This is a genomic window from Gordonia sp. NPDC003424 (assembly GCF_053588655.1).
The window spans coordinates 479,544-495,238 of the sequence record NZ_JBSFQJ010000001.1 but is presented as its reverse complement, the minus strand read 5'-3'; the positions used below and the strand labels follow the sequence as shown (position 1 = coordinate 495,238).

The following is a 15,695-nucleotide window of genomic DNA, read 5'->3' as shown; positions in this document are numbered from 1 at the left end:
GCCATGAGAGAACGACGCATCGTCCGCTCGGCGGGGTGCAGTACCCTTCGTCGGGTGACAGATGCCCAATCCGACAACGTTGTGGAGATCTCCACCGATGGCGCGTGCCTCGGCAATCCGGGACCGGGTGGATGGGGTGCGGTGCTGCGTTACGGCCGCCACGAGAAGCGGATCTCCGGGTCGGCCCCCGACACGACCAACAACAAGATGGAGCTCACCGGCGCCATCGAGGGACTGGCCGCACTGACCAAACCGTCGACGGTGATCCTCTACACCGACTCGAGTTATGTCCGCAACGGCATCACCAAGTGGGTGGCCGGCTGGCAGCGCAACGGCTGGCGCACAGCCGACAAGAAGCCGGTCAAGAACGCCGACCTGTGGCAGCGGCTGATCGACGAGGAACGCCGTCACGAGGTCACCTGGAAATGGGTGAAGGGCCACAACGGGGATCACTACAACGAGATCGCCGACGAACTCGCGACCACGGCGGCCCGCCAGATCGCCGAGGCCCGACGATGACCGATGCGCAGGCCTTGCCGGTCGCGGTCGAACCGGAACCCGACGAACACCTGGTTGCCGCCGTGGAAGGGGCCGGGGGCCGCATCGTGGGCCTCGACGAGGCGCGGGTCCTGGTCTGGATCGGGATGCCTGATGGGTTTCCCGACCTGCCCGACGCCGTCGAGTGGGTGGCGCTGAAGACCGCGGGTATCGAGGGATTCGTCGACGCTGGCGTCATCGACGACAGACGACTGTGGACCAATGCGTCCGGGTTCTACGCCGAGAACGTCGCCGAGCACGCCCTCGCCCTGCTGCTGGCCGGGCTGCGGCAGATCAACACGTCGGTGATGCGGCATTGGGACAAGGAACCGATCGACACCGCGGTGCGGTCGCTGCACGGCTCCACGGTGGCGATCATCGGGGCCGGCGGGATCGCGGCGTCGCTGATCCCGCGGCTGACCGCTTCGGGGGCGCGGGTGATCGCGGTGAACCGCTCGGGCCGGCCGGTCGAGGGTGCGGCGGTGACGCTGCCGTCGTCGCGCACCGACGAGGTGTGGGCACAGACCGACCACGTGGTGCTCGCCGCGCCGGCGACCGCCGAGACCCATCACCTGGTCAACGAACGCACGCTCGCTGCGCTGCCGTCGCACGCATGGGTGATCAACGTGGCCCGCGGGCCGCTCGTCGACCAATCGGCGCTGGTCAACGCGCTGCGCGACGGTCAGATCGGCGGCGCGGCGCTCGACGTGACCGATCCCGAACCGCCCGCCGACGACGATCCGCTGTGGTCGCTGCCGAACGTGATCATCACCCCGCACATCGCCAATCCGTCGTCCGGGCTCACCCGGACGATGGCCCCGTGGCTGGCCGAGAACATCCGGCGTTTCGTCGCGGGCGAGGAGATGCTGTCGGTGGTGACGCCGGGGAGTGCGTACTGAGCCGGTCGGTGGGGTCGGCCCTTCGTGACGCTCACGGGTCCGTGAGCGGGCGAGCTCGCTCGCGGACCCGCTGACTCAGGACCTGCCTCGATGGGTAGAACGTGTTCCAATTCCGCGGAATTGGTGGCATCCTCGGAGCCGTGATCCTCGACAGATTTCGTATCGACGACAAGGTTGCCATCATCACCGGCGCCGGCCGCGGCCTGGGTGCCGCGATCGCGGTCGCCCTCGCGGAGGCGGGTGCCGACGTGGTGATCGCGGCCCGCAGTGAAACCGAACTCGACAAGGTCGCGGGGCAGGTGGCCGAGATCGGACGGCGCGCGCACGTCGTCGTCGCCGACCTCTCCGACGTCGAGACGGTTTCGGGTCTCGCGCAGATCGCGGTCGACGAGTTCGGCCGGCTCGACATCGTCGTCAACAACGTCGGCGGGGCGATGCCGCGACCACTCCTCGACACCAAACCGAGGCATCTGACGCAGGCGTTCGACTTCAACGTCACCACAGCGCACGCTTTGGTGCTCGCGGCCGTTCCGCACATGCTGGACAATCCCGACGGCGGGTCCATCATCAACGTCACCTCCGCCGTCGGCCGGGTACCGGGACGCGCCTACGCCGCATACGGCACCGCGAAGGCAGCACTCGCGCATTACACGAAACTTGCTGCGATGGACCTGAATCCGCGGATCCGTGTCAACGGCATCGCGCCGGGAGCGATCCTCACCTCTGCGCTCGACCTGGTCGCCGGAGACGACGCGATGCGCTCGGCCGTCGAGACCTCGACCCCGCTGCACCGACTCGGTGACCCGGAAGACGTTGCGGCGGCGGCGCTCTATCTGGCGTCGCCGGCCGGGTCGTATGTGACCGGGAAGATCCTCGAGGTCGACGGGGGCATCATCGCCCCGAACCTGAATCTGCCCATTCCGGATCTGTAACCGATCACGGTCTCTCGTTGCGCTCCGCCTTGTCGACGAGGGTGGCGATGCGTTTGGCTTTCGTCGCCGGCTGCTTTGCGAAGGCCAGCTGGGTGAGTCCGGCTTTGCGGGCGCTCGGCGGAAACGCGTCCCAGTTCGCCCGCGCGATCGGAACGGCGTCGAGTGCCGCGGCGAGTTCGGGCGACTCGATCAGGGCCTCGGCGTCGTCGAGCAGAGTCCACAATCCGCGCGACTGGGCGTCGTCGATGACGGCCTGACCGGCCGGTTGCATCCGTCCCTGCTCGAGCAGCTCGGCGACTCGCGCCTTGTTGGATGCGGCCCAGGCGCTGTTGCGTCCGCGGCGCGTGAACCACATGCCGCGACGGTGGTCGTCGATTGTTCGGGTGTGTCCGTCGACCCATCCCCAGCACAGGGCTTCGCGTACGGCGCCGTCGTAGTCGAGCGGTGGGTTACCGGATTCCTTGCGCCAGAACACAAGCCAGACACCGGCAGACTCCGCGTGGTGGTTCCGGAGCCAATCGTGCCACTCGTCGAGCGTGCCGGGATGGATGTGTTCGGCGTTCGGGTCGGCCACGGTTGGAGAGTAACCCGCGGCCGACGGCGTCGGTAGAGTTGAGGCGTGCAGGACTTTCTGCAGTACGTCGGCGACTACTGGTGGTTGATCTTTCCGATCGGAGGTGTCACCGGGGGATGGGCCGCGCGAGTCGCGCGGTACAACGAGAAGCGGCGCCGCGACAAGATCGAGCTGGCCCGGATCAAGGCGAATGCAAAGACCGAGCAGCTGCGCATCACCCAGACGAGCAAGTCGGCGATCGCGAAGGTCACCGCCCGCCACGACGACCTGAACGCGCGATGGTTCTCCTACGAGTTGGACCTCGCGACACTCATCGAGTTTCCGATGATGACCGATCTGCGAGAACCGTTGACCTTGGCGTTCCATCGGGCGAAGGTGCGTGCCGACGATCTGCGGCCCGCCGATCTCGACGAGCTTCTCGATCCGGCGGTGTTCGCCGAGTACCGGGATGCGGTGGGCGAATATGCGACCGCATTCGACGCTGCCGAACGGGAGGCGCGCCGGCGCCGGCAGGGCGACTTCTCGCCGGTGGAACGCGAACGACTCGAGCGGGCGCGAAGGCTCGTGGCGATCGCCGGCGGCGACGCCGCCACCCCGGCCGAACGTCAGGCCGCCTACCGCAAGGCGCGCGCCGAACTCGACGGGCTGATAGCGGTGCCGCCAGCGGCCGCCGCGCAACTCGAGCGCCGGGTGGCGGGAGAGTTGGGGCCGGGGCGTACTCCGCCGCGGTGATCGACGGGGTGCCGCCCCGTTTCGCTGATCGAGTGGCCCGCTGCCACCTCGTTTGATCCGGGGTGCCGCCCCGTTTCGCTGATCGAGTGGCCCGCTGCCACCTCGTTTGATCCGGCGTGCCGCCCCGTTTCGCTGATCGAGTGGCCCGCTGCCACCTCGTTTGATCCGGGGTGCCGCCTCGTTTCGCTGATCGAGTGGCCCGCTGCCACCTCGTTTGATCCGGGGTGCCTCCTCGTTTCGCTGATCGAGTAAGCGAGGAGCTTGCGACGAGCGCATCGAGATCGCTTGTCGGAGAGTCGAAGCGGGGTCTCGATGCGCTCGGCTCCTTCGTCGCCGGGCTTACTCGACCAGCGAAAAGTGCGCTCGGCTCCTTCGTCGCCGGGCTTACTCGACCAGCGAGAAATGCGCTCGGCTCCTTCGTCGCCGGGCTTACTCGACCAGCGGTAGAAGGGGCGCGTCGGCTTGCTTGTTCGGCGGGTGGGTGGGGGTCTCGATGCGCGGCCTCGCTTCGCTCGGTCGCTTACTCGACCAGCGGAAAAGGTGGAAGGTTGGTCGAGGAGAAGTGGCCTCGATGCGCGGCAGGTTCCTGAGCAAGCGAGGAACGAGCGCGTCGAAGGGCGCCTCGCTCGGTCGCTTGCTCGGCCAGCGGAAGGGCGGACGGCGGCGGGGGTCGCTCAGGCGGTGGGGAGTTCGGCATCGACGGGGCCGGCGAATTGGGAGTTGTAGAGCCGGCAGTAGGCGCCCTGGGCGTCGAGCAGTTCTTGGTGGTTGCCCTGCTCGACGATGTGCCCGTCTTCCATGACGACGATGACGTCGGCGTCGCGGACGGTCGAAAGACGGTGCGCGATCACGAAACTCGTGCGGTCGGTGCGCAGGTTGGCCATGGCCTGCTGGATGAGGAGCTCGGTGCGGGTGTCCACGGAGCTGGTGGCCTCGTCGAGGATCAGGATGGTGGGTTTGGCGAGGAACGCGCGGGCGATCGTGATGAGCTGTCGCTCACCGGCACTCACGCCGCCACCTTCCTCGTCCAGCACGGTGTCGTAGCCGTGCGGCAGGGACCGGACGAAGTGGTCGACGTGGCTGAGGTCGGCGGCTTCCATCACCTCCTCGTACGACGCGGTGGGATCGCCGTAGGCGATGTTGTCGTAGATGGTGCCGCCGAACAGCCACGAGTCCTGCAACACCATGCCGGTCCGTTCGCGCAGGTCGTCGCGGGTCATGCGGCGGGACTCGACCCCGTCGACGCGGATGGTGCCGGAATCGACGTCGTAGAACCGCATGATCAGGTTGACCAGCGTGGTCTTGCCGGCTCCGGTGGGTCCGACGATGGCGACCATGTGGCCGGGCTCGGCGATCAGCGACAGGTCCTCGATGAGCGGCTTGTCGGGGACGTAGCGGAAGGAGACGTCGTCGAACTCGATCAGTCCGTGATCCTCGGCGGGACTCTCGGGCGTGGCCGGATCGGGGCTCTCCTCGTCGGCGTCGAGGATGTCGAAGATGCGTTCGGCCGACGCCACACCGCTCTGCATCAGATTGAACATCGATCCGATCTGGGTGAGCGGCTGGGTGAACTGTCGGGAGTACTGGATGAACGCCTGCACCTCGCCCAGGCTCAGCGCGCCCGAGGCGACCCGCAGACCGCCGACGACCGCGATGACCACATAGTTCAGGTTCCCGAGGAACATGATCGTCGGCATGATCACGCCCGAGATGAACTGGGCACGCCAACTCGATTGGTACAGCTTCTCGTTGCGCTCGTCGAACTCGTCCTCGATCTGTCGTTGCCGGCCGAAGACCTTCACCAGTTCGTGGCCGGTGAACGCCTCCTCCACCTGGGCGTTGAGCTTGCCGGTCGACGCCCACTGATTGAGGAAGTGCGGCTTGGACTGTCGCGCGATCAGCATCGTCGCCCCGGCCGCCAGGGGAACCGTGACCACCGCGATGATCGCCAGGAGCGGCGAGATCCAGATCATCATGACCAGCAGCGCGATGACCGTGAGCACCGAGTTGAGGAACTGCGAGATGGTCTGCTGCAGGCTCTGCGACAGATTGTCCAGGTCATTGGTGACCCGGCTCAGCAGCTCGCCGCGCGGAATCGTGTCGTAGTAGCGCAACGGAAGTCGATGGACCTTGGCCTCGACGTCGGCGCGCAGGCGGCGAATGGTGCCGACGACGGCGATGTTGAGCAGATACGCGCCGATCCAACTCAGCAGCGCCGAGCCCACATAGAGCATCAGCACGATCAGCAGGACCCGCCCGACCTCACCGAAATCGATGCCGACGCCGGGAGTGAGATTCATCGAGTTCACCATGTCGGCGAGCGTGTCCTGGCCTTGCGCGCGCAACCCCTCGACCGCCTGCTGCTTGGTGATCCCGGCGGGCAGTTCGCGGCCGACGACGCCGTTGAAGATGAGGTCGGTGGCATGCCCGAGGACGCGGGGCGCGATCGCGGTGAGGATCACCGATGCGACCGTGGCGAGCACGATGATCACCATGAAGCCGCGGTAGGACAGCAGTAGGTGCATGAGGCGCTTGAGCGACGGCCCGAACGACCGGGCCTTCTCGGCGGGACCGGCGGCCATCGGCCCACGCGCCATCGGTCCGGCCGGCCGCGGGCCCGGCCCGCCCGGCCGTGTCACGCCTGCCCCTGGATCGACATCTGGGATTCGGCGATCTCGGCGTAGGTGGGGCACGTCGCCAGGAGTTCGTCGTGGCGGCCGAGACCGACGATGCGTCCGCGGTCGAGGACCACGATCTGGTCGGCGTCGAGGATCGTCGAGATGCGCTGGGCGACGATGATGACCGACGACGACGCGGTGGCCGGTTTGAGGGCGGCCCGCAGGCGGGCGTCGGTGGCGAGGTCGAGCGCGGAGAAGGCGTCGTCGAACAGATAGACCGACGGCCGCCGGATGAGCGCTCGGGCGATCGCCAGCCGCTGTCGTTGACCACCGGAGACCGTGGTGCCGCCCTGGGCGATCGTCGTGTCGAGGCCGTCGGGCATGTCGGCGACGAAGTCGGCGGCCTGGGCGATGCGCAGCGCCTCCCAGATCTCGTCGTCGGTGGCATCGGGTTTGCCGTGCCGAACGTTGGACGCGATGGTGCCGGAGAACAGATAGGGCCGTTGCGGCACCAGTCCGATCTCCGATCGCAGGAGTTCCGGGTCGAGTTCCCGTACGTCGGTGCCGCCGAGCAGGACAGCTCCGTCGGTGGTGTCGATGAGTCGGGGGACGAGGCCGAGCAGGGTGGTCTTGCCCGAGCCGGTGGACCCGACGATCGCCGTGGTGGTGCCGGGCTGGACGCCAAAGGTGATGTTGCACAACACCGGGTGATCGGCCCCGGGATAGCGGAACTCGGCGTCGCGGAACTCCACGGTCGCCGGGTCGCCGGCGAAACCGACCGGCTGTGCCGGCGGTCGCACGGAGGTCTCGGTGTTGAGCACCTCGGTGATCCGTTCGGCGCAGACCGCGGCGCGTGGGGCCATCATCGCCAGGAACGAGGCCATCATCACCGACATCAGGATCTGCATGACGTAGGTGAGCATCGCGGTCAGCGCGCCGATCTCCACGGTGCCGTCGGAGACCTTGTGCCCGCCGAACCAGATGATCGCGACGATGGTGACGTTCGTGATCAACATGACCACCGGGAACATCAGCGCCATCATGCGTCCGACGCGCAGACTGGCATCGGCGAGTTCGTCGTTGGCCACGGCGAACCGATCGGACTCGTACCGTTCCCGGACGAACGCGCGAACGACGCGGATACCGGTGATCTGTTCGCGCAGGATCCGGTTGACCTTGTCGAGGCGTTCCTGCATCGCTCGGAATCCGGGGATCATGTGCCGGATGATCAGTGCCATCGTGAGTCCGAGCACGGGCACCGCGACGACCAGTACCCAGGCCAGCCCGGGCGCCACGTGTACGCCCATGATGATGCCGCCCACGCACATGATGGGTGCCATCACCAGGATGGCGGTACTCATCACGATCAGCAGCTGAACCTGCTGCACGTCGTTGGTGGTGCGGGTGATCAGCGACGGCGCGCCGAAGGTGCCGATCTCCCGTGCCGAGAACGTGTTGACCCGGTGCAACAGGTCGTGGCGGATGTCGCGGCCGGCGCCGAGCGCGGCGCGTGCACCGAACCACTGCCCACTGATGGTGCAGATGATCTGCAGGAATGCGACCGCGAGCATCCATCCGCCGATGTGCAGGATGTAGTCGGTGTCGCCGCGGGAGACGCCGTTGTCGATGATGTCGGCGTTCAGGGTCGGCAGGTACAACATCGCACCCGTGGCCACCAGTTGCAGGAGGACGACGGCGACCATGTTCGAGCCGTAGCGCGACAGGTAGGTGCGGATCAGGTGGGTCAGCATGTGGTGCTCACTCCGTTGACGCTAGCAACAGCGACCGACAGCGCGCGACGCGATTTGTCCTTCGTCGCTCGGCGGCCGCCGTCGCCGGCTCACAGGAAGCCCGATGCGCGTGCCGCATGGGTCAATTCGTCGCGATGCGCCGGGGCGGCGATGGCGATCAGGGCGGCCGCCCGTTCGCGCATCGATCTTCCGCGCAGCGCCGCGACGCCGTACTCGGTGACCACGTTGTCGATCGTGTTCTTGTGCGTGGTGACCACGCTGCCGGGCGAGAGTGCCGCGCTGATCCGGCTCGCACCCTTGGAGGTGGTTGCGCGGGTGACCAGAAAACCTTGTCCGCCTTCCGAATACTGCGCGCCCCGGGCGAAGTCCACCTGCCCACCCGAACCCGACCAGTACCGTCCCGCGATGGTCTCGCTGGCCGCCTGACCCATCAGATCCACCTCGGTCGTGGCGTTGATCGAGATGACGTTGTGTTCGTCGCCGATGAGGCGGGGATCGTTCGTCTGGTCGACCGGCAACAGCGAGATGCCCGGATTCTGGTCGATCCAGTCGTAGAGTTCCCGCGAGCCGAGGCAGAACGTAGCCACATGCTTGGCCCGGTGGTGGCGTTTCCGGGCGCCCGTCACCGCCCCCGATTTCACCAGGCGCATGACGCCGTCGGTGATCACCTCGGTGTGGATGCCAAGGTCACGGTGGCCAGTGAGCAGTTGCGCGATCTTGTCGGGGACGTTGCCGATGCCGAACTGCATGCAGGCGCCGTCGGGGACGCGGTCCACGATGTATTCGGCGATCGCGTGGTCGCGGGGGTCGTCGGCGGTGGACACGGTTTCGAACAGCGGCCGATCGACCTCGGTCCATCCGACGATCTGGCTGACGTGGATGTGGTTCTCGCCGTACGTGCGGGGCATCTGGTGATTGGCCTCGAGGAAGAACGGCATCTCCCCGATGAGTGCGGCGCAGTACTCGGCGTTGGTGCCCAGCGAGAAGTAGCCGTGCTCGTCGGGCATGCTCGCCGCAGTGATCACCATCTTCGGCCCGTTGAGGGCACGTAGCAGGGTGGGGGTCTCGGAGAAGTGGCTGGCCACCAGATCGCACGTGCCGTCCCAGAACGCCTGTCGCGTCGCCGGGGAGAGGAAGTAGTTGACGTGGCGGAGGCGGCTGCCGTATTCGCCACGGATGTACGCGCGTTCGGCGACCGCACTCATCTGGTGCACGCGGACACCGGTGAGGTGGTCGTTGCCCGCTTCGAGCGCGTCGAGCAGCGACTCGGGTTCGGCCGCGTAGAGCGGGGCGATCACGTTGCAGCCCGGCCGGATGTGATCGAGCAACCGCTCGGCCGCGACCGGGTCCGCGGCGTGCGACGACGTGCTCACCGACGACCGATCATCCGGCGAAGGTGAACGGAACGACGGCCTCGGGGGTGTAGGTCAGGTAGGTGAACGTCTCCTGGAAGTAGAGCGTCACGGTGTCCGAGTCGTGTGAGTCGTAGCCGATCGACACGTCCTGACCGATGGTCATCTCGAAGTCGCCGCCGCGGGTGCTGAGCAGGAATGCGCCCGAGATCGCCGGCGCCCACACGACGTGGCCGCCCTCGACCAGAAGTCGCTGCAGGTGATCACGGATCGGGACACCGTGATTCGACGTCTCGTTGATCAGTCGGTACACGTCGGCCGAGACGGCCAGCGAGTACGGTCCGTCGACCGACTCCAACCGCAGCGCGGTGGTCGCCTGGGTGAGTGCCTCCGGATAGTCGCGGACGTCGGCGGGCAGCGCGATCGGCGTGGTCGACGCCTGGCTGCGGATACCCGGGATCCCGCCGGCCGGGTAGCCCTCGAAGATCGCCTTGTCCTCGGCGAGGGCGAGTTCCGCGGCGGCATCGCGCACGGGGTCCCAGTCGGAGTCCTTCGATCCGCGGTCGACGTCGTCGATCGACTCACGACTGAGTGTGAACGGGATCTTGAACTCGATCAGCGGTTGCGCGAGCCGGGTGTGCGCGACGATCCCGTCGTCGGGCGGATCGATGCCGGCCCGGTGGCCGGTGGACACCGTCGCGACATCCAGCCCGAGGGGTCCCTCGACGTCGACGAGGCGGCGGGCGGCGCTGTTTCGTTTGAACGAGCGGGTCGCCTCCTCCTCGATCTCCGCCCACGCGGCATCGGAGATCGGGGCGAGTTCGCGGTGCAGGTTGTTCATTGGCTACCTCCTCGGGGCGGGCCGGTGCGGGTGGGACATCTCAGTGCAGCGATCCGATGCCCAGCGAGCCGTCTGTTGGTCGTGGTCGGGACGGCGCTGCGGGAGGCTCGCCGTCGACCTCGGGTTCCGCCGCGTCGTCGGCGTCGGTGCCCTCGGCGGGCGCGGGCGGCAGATCCTCGAGGAGGTCGACCGTCGGCGTGTAGAACTGGGACCCGCTGACGGCGGTGGTGAAGTCGAGCAGGCGGTCATGGTTGCCGGGCGGATCGCCGATGAACATCTTCCGCAGCATCTCCTCGGTGACGTCGGGCGCCGAGGAATAGGCGATGTAGAAGGTGCCGCGGTCTCCGGCTCCGGAGACGTCGCCGTAGGGCATGTTGTCGCGGACGATGTCGATCTCCTGGCCGTTCGCGTCCTCGACGACGTTGAGCGCGATGTGCGAGTTGGCCGGTTTGACGTCGTCGGACATCTCGATGTTGTCGCTCTTGGTGCGACCGATGGCGGCTTCCTGATCCTGCACGGGCAACGCGTTCCAGGCGTCGAAGTCGGTGACGTAGCGCTGGATGGCCACGTAGCTGCCGCCGGCGAACGCCGGGTCCTCGGGGCCGACGGTGATGGCGTTGATCGCGGCCTGCCCGACCGGGTTCTCGGTGCCGTCGACGAATCCGATCAGGTCACGCAGATCGAAGTAGCGGAATCCGTGCACCTCGTCGACCACCGTGACGGCGTCACCGCATGCGGTCATCGCCAGCCGGCCGACCTCGTAGCACAGGTCGAGTTGGTCGGCCTTGATGTGCAGCAGCAGGTCGGCGGGTGTGGCCGGTGCGGTGTGCACCTCGCCCTCGTATGCCACGAACGGGCGCAGCGAGCGGGGCCGCGGGCCGTCGAAGAGCCGATCCCAGGCCTCCGAGCCGATCGAGACGATGGCCGCGAGTGCCGCCTCGGGCGCCCGGGACGAGACCGCGCGGGTCACCGACGGGAGGTTGGACAACATGCCGCGAACCGCATCCTCGCCACCCGGATTGATGGTGAGGACAAGGAAGATGGCCGTCTTCGTCTTGCGCGTGAGGATGGTCTGCGACACCGGCACGTCATCACCCTAACCGACGACCCGACGGCCGCGTCGAGTGTCCTTGGTCCTCGAATCTGTGGTGAGGCAAACCCTTTGACGTCGTGTGTGCATCAGCCGCGCGCGACCGCCCGCCCGGCCGCCCGGCCCGAGAAGATGCAGCCGCCGAGGAAGGTGCCCTCGAGCGCGTTGTAGCCGTGCACACCGCCACCACCGAATCCGGCGACCTCACCGGCGGCGAACAACCCGTTGAATGCCGTCCCGTCGGGCCGCATGACCTGGGAGTCCAGATTGGTCTCCAAGCCGCCCAACGTCTTTCGGGTGAGGATGTTGAGCCGCACGGCGATCAGCGGCCCGTGGTCGGGATCGAGCAGGCGATGCGGTTTGGCGACGCGGGTGATCCTGTCGCCCAGATACTGTCGGGCGTTCGTGATCGCCATGAGTTGCGCGTCCTTGGAGAACTTGTTGTCGATCTCGCTGTCGCGCGCGGAGATCACCCGCTCGAGGTGTTGCAGGTCGAGTTTGGGACCGCGGGCGATCTCGTTCATCCCGGCGACGAGTTCGGGCAGATTGTCGCGGACCACGAAATCGACTCCGTGCTTGGTGAACGCGTCGATCGGGCCGGGAACTCCCTTGGCCAGGCGGCTCTTCAGCGCGAATTTCGTGTCCTTGCTGGTGATGTCGGGATTCTGCTCCGACCCGGACAGCGCGAACTCCTTGGCGATGATCGACTGCGTCAGGATGAACCAGGAGTAGTCGTGGCCGGTCGCGAGGATCTCACGCATGGTCGAGTTGGTGTCGAAGCCGGGGAAGTTCGGTGGGGGCAACCGGTTTCCGTTGGCGTCCAGCCACAGCGACGAGGGCCCGGGGATGATCCGGATCGCGTGGTCGGGCCAGATCGGGTCCCAGTTGTTTATGCCTTCGGTGTAGTGCCACATCCGATCCCGGTTCACCAGGCTGGCGCCGGCCGACTCGGAGATGCCCAGCATCCGCCCGTCGACGTAGGCGGGGACGCCGGAGATCATCGTCTTGGGTGCGGGCCCGAGCCGCTCGGTGGGCCAGTTCTGGCGGATGAGGTCGTGGTTGTGGCCGATGCCGCCCGACGTGACGATCACCGCTCCCGCGCGAATCTCGAAGTCACCGACCGTATCTCGCGACGACGCCCGCCCGCGGTCCGCGTCGGTGGGGATCAGTTGCGCGCCGCGCACGCCGACCGCGGTACCGTCCTCGACGATGATCTCGTCGACCCGATGACGGAACCGGAAGTCGACCAGTCCGCGTTTCTCGGCTTCGAGAACCGGCTCGGCGAACACCCGCACGACCTCCGGCCCGGTGCCCCAGGTGAGATGGAATCGCGGCACCGAATTGCCGTGGCCGTCGGCGAATCCGCCACCGCGCTCGGCCCAGCCGACGACCGGGGTGATCCTTAGGCCGAGGTCGTGCAGGTATTGGCGCTTGATGGTCGAGGCGAAGTCGACGTACGCGCGTGCCCACTGGCGTGGCCAGAAGTCCTCGTCGTCGCGGTCGAACCCGGCCGATCCCATCCAGTCCTGCAATGCCAGCTCGGGCGAGTCCTTGATGCCGAGCCGGCGTTGTTCGGGACTGTCGACGAGGAACAGGCCGCCGAGAGACCAGAACGCCTGACCGCCGAGGTTGTTGCGGTTCTCCTGATCGACGACGATGACCTTGCGTCCGGCGCGGGTGAGCTCGTAGGTGGCGACCAATCCGGCCAGTCCCGATCCGACGACCACCGCGTCGGCCTGCTGCTGACTCATGCGCCCCTCCTCAGGGTCGATTGAGATTGAGACTAGCCGGTCTCGGATGCCGATCAGAGCGAGATCTCGGCATAGCGGTGAACCCACGGTGCCGCCTGCTCGAGCTGGGCGGCCAGCGCCAGCAGGGCACCGTCGGAGCCCAGACGCCCGACGAACTGCACACCCAATGGCAGTCCGTCGGAGGTCCAGTGCAGCGGCACGCTGATCGCCGGCCGGCCGGTGAGGTTGGCGAGCTGGGTATACGGCACCCAGCCGAGGCTCTGCTCGATGAGGTCGTCGAGTATTCCGGTGCGCGCCAGGATGTTTCCCGCATGAACCTTGGCGATGACGCGCGATGCGCGCTGCAGGGCGGGCGGCGTGGTGGTGGCGCCGATGCGCAGTGGGGGTGTCGCGAGCGTGGGGGTGAGGAAGTAGTCGTGGCGTTGGTGGAACCCGTCCAGCGAGAGCACGTAGTCATTGACGTGGCTCAGCGCACGGAACGCGGCGACCACTCCCGCCGATCGGCCGAGCTCCCCGATGGCAAGGGTGTCGGCCTCGAAGTCGGAGTCGGTGGCGCCGAGGGCCTTCGCGTCGTCGATCTCGTGGGCCACCCAGGCGAACCAGATGGTGAGGAAATCCTTGGCGAGTGCGCCGTCGTCGTAGGGCGGCGTGACCTCGTCGACGTGGTGGCCGAGATCGGTGAGGATCTGTGCGGCGTGCTCGACCGCGGCGACCGCCTCGCGATCGGGGGAAGCGCCACGCATCCTCAAGGATCGTGTCGATCATTCGGTTGGCCTTCGCTGCGCGGGCCGCGGCGCTGCCGCGCACCTCGATCCACGGGGTCGGGCCGGCAGCGAGCATCTCACGGAAACGCCGGTGCATGGCGTGCCGGATGTGTTCGCCGTCGCGGAGACCGTCGTCGACGAAGTCGATCTCGTCGCCGGTCAGGATGTACAGCGCGGGCTGATGTTCGGCCGCTGCCGCCACGACGCTGGGGGATACCGATCCGACGTAGCGTTCGTGCCAGACGGCGGTGGCCGCGACGTCGGTGTCGCAGATGACCAGCGGGATCGGCGCCCGCCGCGCGGCCAGCCGTTCGGCGTGCATCTGGCGGTCGACGATGAGGTCGAACTCATCGGAGCGCCACGGTGCAGTGAACCCGCCGGGCCGGACGATCGAGTACTCGCGCCCGTACTCGGGGACCCAGACGGTGCCACGCCGTTCGGCGATGACTCGGGCCAGTGTGGTGGTGCCGGTGGATTCGGCGCCGACGATCACCACGCGCGCCGCCAGATCGGCGCGCACCGGGGCGGCGAGTTCGGCCCAGTGGCCGGCCAGATCCGCCCGGACCGCGGTTCCCGACACCGGGTTGAGGCGGCGGCCGGGGTCCACCTGCACCCAGTCGGCGCCGAGTCTGCGGGCGAGCTCGGCACCGTAGTCGTCGCTGCTGAACACGACGTCCACCGGAGCCGTGAGCAGCCCGCTGATGGTCCGCATGTGCGCGTCCCACAGCACCGGTGACCCGAAATCGACGGGGGTCTCATCGACGGTGGACGCCACCCGGACAGTCGGGTGCACGTCGCGCACCCAGCGGGCGCGCGTCTCGACCGATATCGATTCCACCGACGACCCGATCACCTCGACGGTGACCGAGTCGGCGGCGCGCACCGCCGAGCGGATCAGGTGGTCGTGGCCGGCGTGCAGCGGATAGAACTTCCCCAGCACCAGCGCGTGCCGGAATCGCCGCGCCCCGGTCACGACCGCACCTCCTGCGCATCACCGACGACCGTGAGGTCGGTACGCCAGCTCCGGTAGCCGTGGACGCACAGACCGATGAACACGACGTACAGAACGGCGACGATCGGCAGGCCGGTCACCAGATAGAGGCCGACGTAAGCGAAGTCGACGGCGATCCACACAAGCCAGTTCTCCAGCCATCGCCGATTCAGCATGTATTGCGCGGTCAGACTGACCGCGGTCGTCGTGGCGTCGGCGACCGGCAGCACCGAACCACCTTGCCGGCGCAGCAGCGCGAAGATGACCAGTGACATGGCGACGGCCGCGAGCACGAGTGGCACGATCGCGCGGCGCGGGGTGTGCAAGGTAAACGTGTCGAACGTCCGCGCGCCATGCCAGCTCACCCAGCCGTGTACTCCGATGACCAGAAACACCACCTGCAGTGCCGCGTTGGCGTAGAGGCCGGTCGAGATGAACAGCACGACGAACACGACGTTGTTGGCGATGCCGACCGGAAAGTTGAGGATGTTGCGGCGCGCGGCGAGCACGACACAGGCGAAACCGGTGACGAAACCGACGACCTCACCCCAATGCCCGGTCCACCAAGACAACACACGCGAGAGTCTATGAGCGACCGCGATCGCGGTTCGGTGAGCAATCCGATAACGGTCGGGTAGCGGACGATGGCCTGATGTGAAATAGGCGGTGTGCGGGTCCGGGGTCGGTTGACGTATGCCCAGTTCAGTGCGTCGGTACTACGCGAATCCGGCATCGTGGCCGGTCAGCGCGCCGACCGCTCGCTTTGCCGCTACGTTATCGTGCCGTTACACTGCCTCACGACGGTCTCACCCGGGTCTTTCGACCCATAGGATGCCGGGGGAGTGCCCAATGACCGTGGCCCA

The 15,695-nt window shown here is 67.4% G+C and carries 12 protein-coding genes and 2 pseudogenes; 4 read left to right on the top strand and 10 right to left on the bottom strand.

Translation table 11 applies throughout. The features are described 5' to 3' along the window. Positions 1 to 54 precede the first annotated feature (54 nt). The 3 genes from rnhA (at position 55) to ACWDTI_RS02175 (ending at position 2,368) form a co-directional block, all read left to right on the top strand. Positions 55 to 519, top strand: coding sequence for a ribonuclease HI (rnhA, locus tag ACWDTI_RS02185; RefSeq protein ID WP_449736381.1), 465 nt, complete (start codon positions 55 to 57; stop codon positions 517 to 519). Beyond that, a complete protein-coding gene (locus tag ACWDTI_RS02180) occupies positions 516 to 1,436 on the top strand; it encodes a D-isomer specific 2-hydroxyacid dehydrogenase family protein (RefSeq protein ID WP_449736380.1) in 921 nt (306 codons plus the stop codon). Before rnhA ends, ACWDTI_RS02180 begins: the two co-directional genes overlap by 4 nt. Before the next feature lie 140 nt (positions 1,437 to 1,576). Then, positions 1,577 to 2,368, top strand: a complete 792-nt coding sequence (locus tag ACWDTI_RS02175) for an SDR family oxidoreductase (protein ID WP_449736379.1) — start codon at positions 1,577 to 1,579, stop codon at positions 2,366 to 2,368. A 4-nt stretch (positions 2,369 to 2,372) separates the two neighbouring features. Here ACWDTI_RS02175 and ACWDTI_RS02170 read toward each other — a convergent pair whose 3' ends face one another. Next, positions 2,373 to 2,942, bottom strand: coding sequence for a YdeI/OmpD-associated family protein (locus ACWDTI_RS02170; protein ID WP_449736378.1), 570 nt, complete (start codon positions 2,940 to 2,942; stop codon positions 2,373 to 2,375). Positions 2,943 to 2,987: 45 nt separating this feature from the next. Here ACWDTI_RS02170 and ACWDTI_RS02165 point away from each other — a divergent pair, with 45 nt between their 5' ends. After that, positions 2,988 to 3,674, top strand: coding sequence for a hypothetical protein (locus ACWDTI_RS02165; protein ID WP_449736377.1), 687 nt, complete (start codon positions 2,988 to 2,990; stop codon positions 3,672 to 3,674). Between the two features lie 674 nt (positions 3,675 to 4,348). On the opposite strand, the gene ACWDTI_RS02160 is transcribed toward ACWDTI_RS02165, so the two are convergent. The 9 genes and pseudogenes from ACWDTI_RS02160 to pnuC form a co-directional block, all read right to left on the bottom strand. Beyond that, positions 4,349 to 6,313, bottom strand: coding sequence for an ABC transporter ATP-binding protein (locus tag ACWDTI_RS02160; protein WP_449736376.1), 1,965 nt, complete (start codon positions 6,311 to 6,313; stop codon positions 4,349 to 4,351). Next, positions 6,310 to 8,043, bottom strand: a complete 1,734-nt coding sequence (locus ACWDTI_RS02155) for an ABC transporter ATP-binding protein (RefSeq protein ID WP_449736375.1) — start codon at positions 8,041 to 8,043, stop codon at positions 6,310 to 6,312. Before ACWDTI_RS02155 ends, ACWDTI_RS02160 begins: the two co-directional genes overlap by 4 nt. Before the next feature lie 89 nt (positions 8,044 to 8,132). Next, positions 8,133 to 9,416, bottom strand: coding sequence for an acetyl-CoA hydrolase/transferase family protein (locus ACWDTI_RS02150; RefSeq protein WP_449736374.1), 1,284 nt, complete (start codon positions 9,414 to 9,416; stop codon positions 8,133 to 8,135). Positions 9,417 to 9,426: 10 nt separating this feature from the next. Beyond that, positions 9,427 to 10,236 carry a family 1 encapsulin nanocompartment shell protein gene (locus ACWDTI_RS02145; RefSeq protein WP_449736373.1) on the bottom strand — a complete coding sequence of 270 codons (810 nt, stop codon included), beginning with the start codon at positions 10,234 to 10,236 and terminating at the stop codon, positions 9,427 to 9,429. Between the two features lie 40 nt (positions 10,237 to 10,276). Continuing rightward, positions 10,277 to 11,323 carry a Dyp-type peroxidase gene (locus ACWDTI_RS02140; RefSeq protein ID WP_449736372.1) on the bottom strand — a complete coding sequence of 349 codons (1,047 nt, stop codon included), beginning with the start codon at positions 11,321 to 11,323 and terminating at the stop codon, positions 10,277 to 10,279. A 92-nt stretch (positions 11,324 to 11,415) separates the two neighbouring features. Further along, the gene (locus tag ACWDTI_RS02135) at positions 11,416 to 13,077 is read right to left on the bottom strand and encodes an FAD-binding dehydrogenase (protein ID WP_449736371.1); all 1,662 of its coding nucleotides are present in this window, start codon (positions 13,075 to 13,077) and stop codon (positions 11,416 to 11,418) included. 53 nt (positions 13,078 to 13,130) lie between these two features. Continuing rightward, positions 13,131 to 13,808: pseudogene (locus tag ACWDTI_RS02130) on the bottom strand (amidase family protein); the annotation flags it as partial. Positions 13,809 to 13,872: 64 nt separating this feature from the next. Next, positions 13,873 to 14,553: pseudogene (locus ACWDTI_RS02125) on the bottom strand (AAA family ATPase); the annotation flags it as partial. Positions 14,554 to 14,810: 257 nt separating this feature from the next. Continuing rightward, entirely contained in the window at positions 14,811 to 15,407 is a 597-nt protein-coding gene (gene pnuC, locus ACWDTI_RS02120; RefSeq protein ID WP_449736370.1) for a nicotinamide riboside transporter PnuC, read from the bottom strand. Positions 15,408 to 15,695 lie beyond the last annotated feature (288 nt).

Coding starts and splice junctions, on each gene's coding strand:
- ACWDTI_RS02180 (WP_449736380.1), top strand. CDS start 516: ATGACCGATGCGCAGGCCTTGCCGGTCGCGGTCGAACCGGAACCCGAC.
- ACWDTI_RS02155 (WP_449736375.1), bottom strand. CDS start 8,043: ATGCTGACCCACCTGATCCGCACCTACCTGTCGCGCTACGGCTCGAAC.
- ACWDTI_RS02145 (WP_449736373.1), bottom strand. CDS start 10,236: ATGAACAACCTGCACCGCGAACTCGCCCCGATCTCCGATGCCGCGTGG.
- ACWDTI_RS02135 (WP_449736371.1), bottom strand. CDS start 13,077: ATGAGTCAGCAGCAGGCCGACGCGGTGGTCGTCGGATCGGGACTGGCC.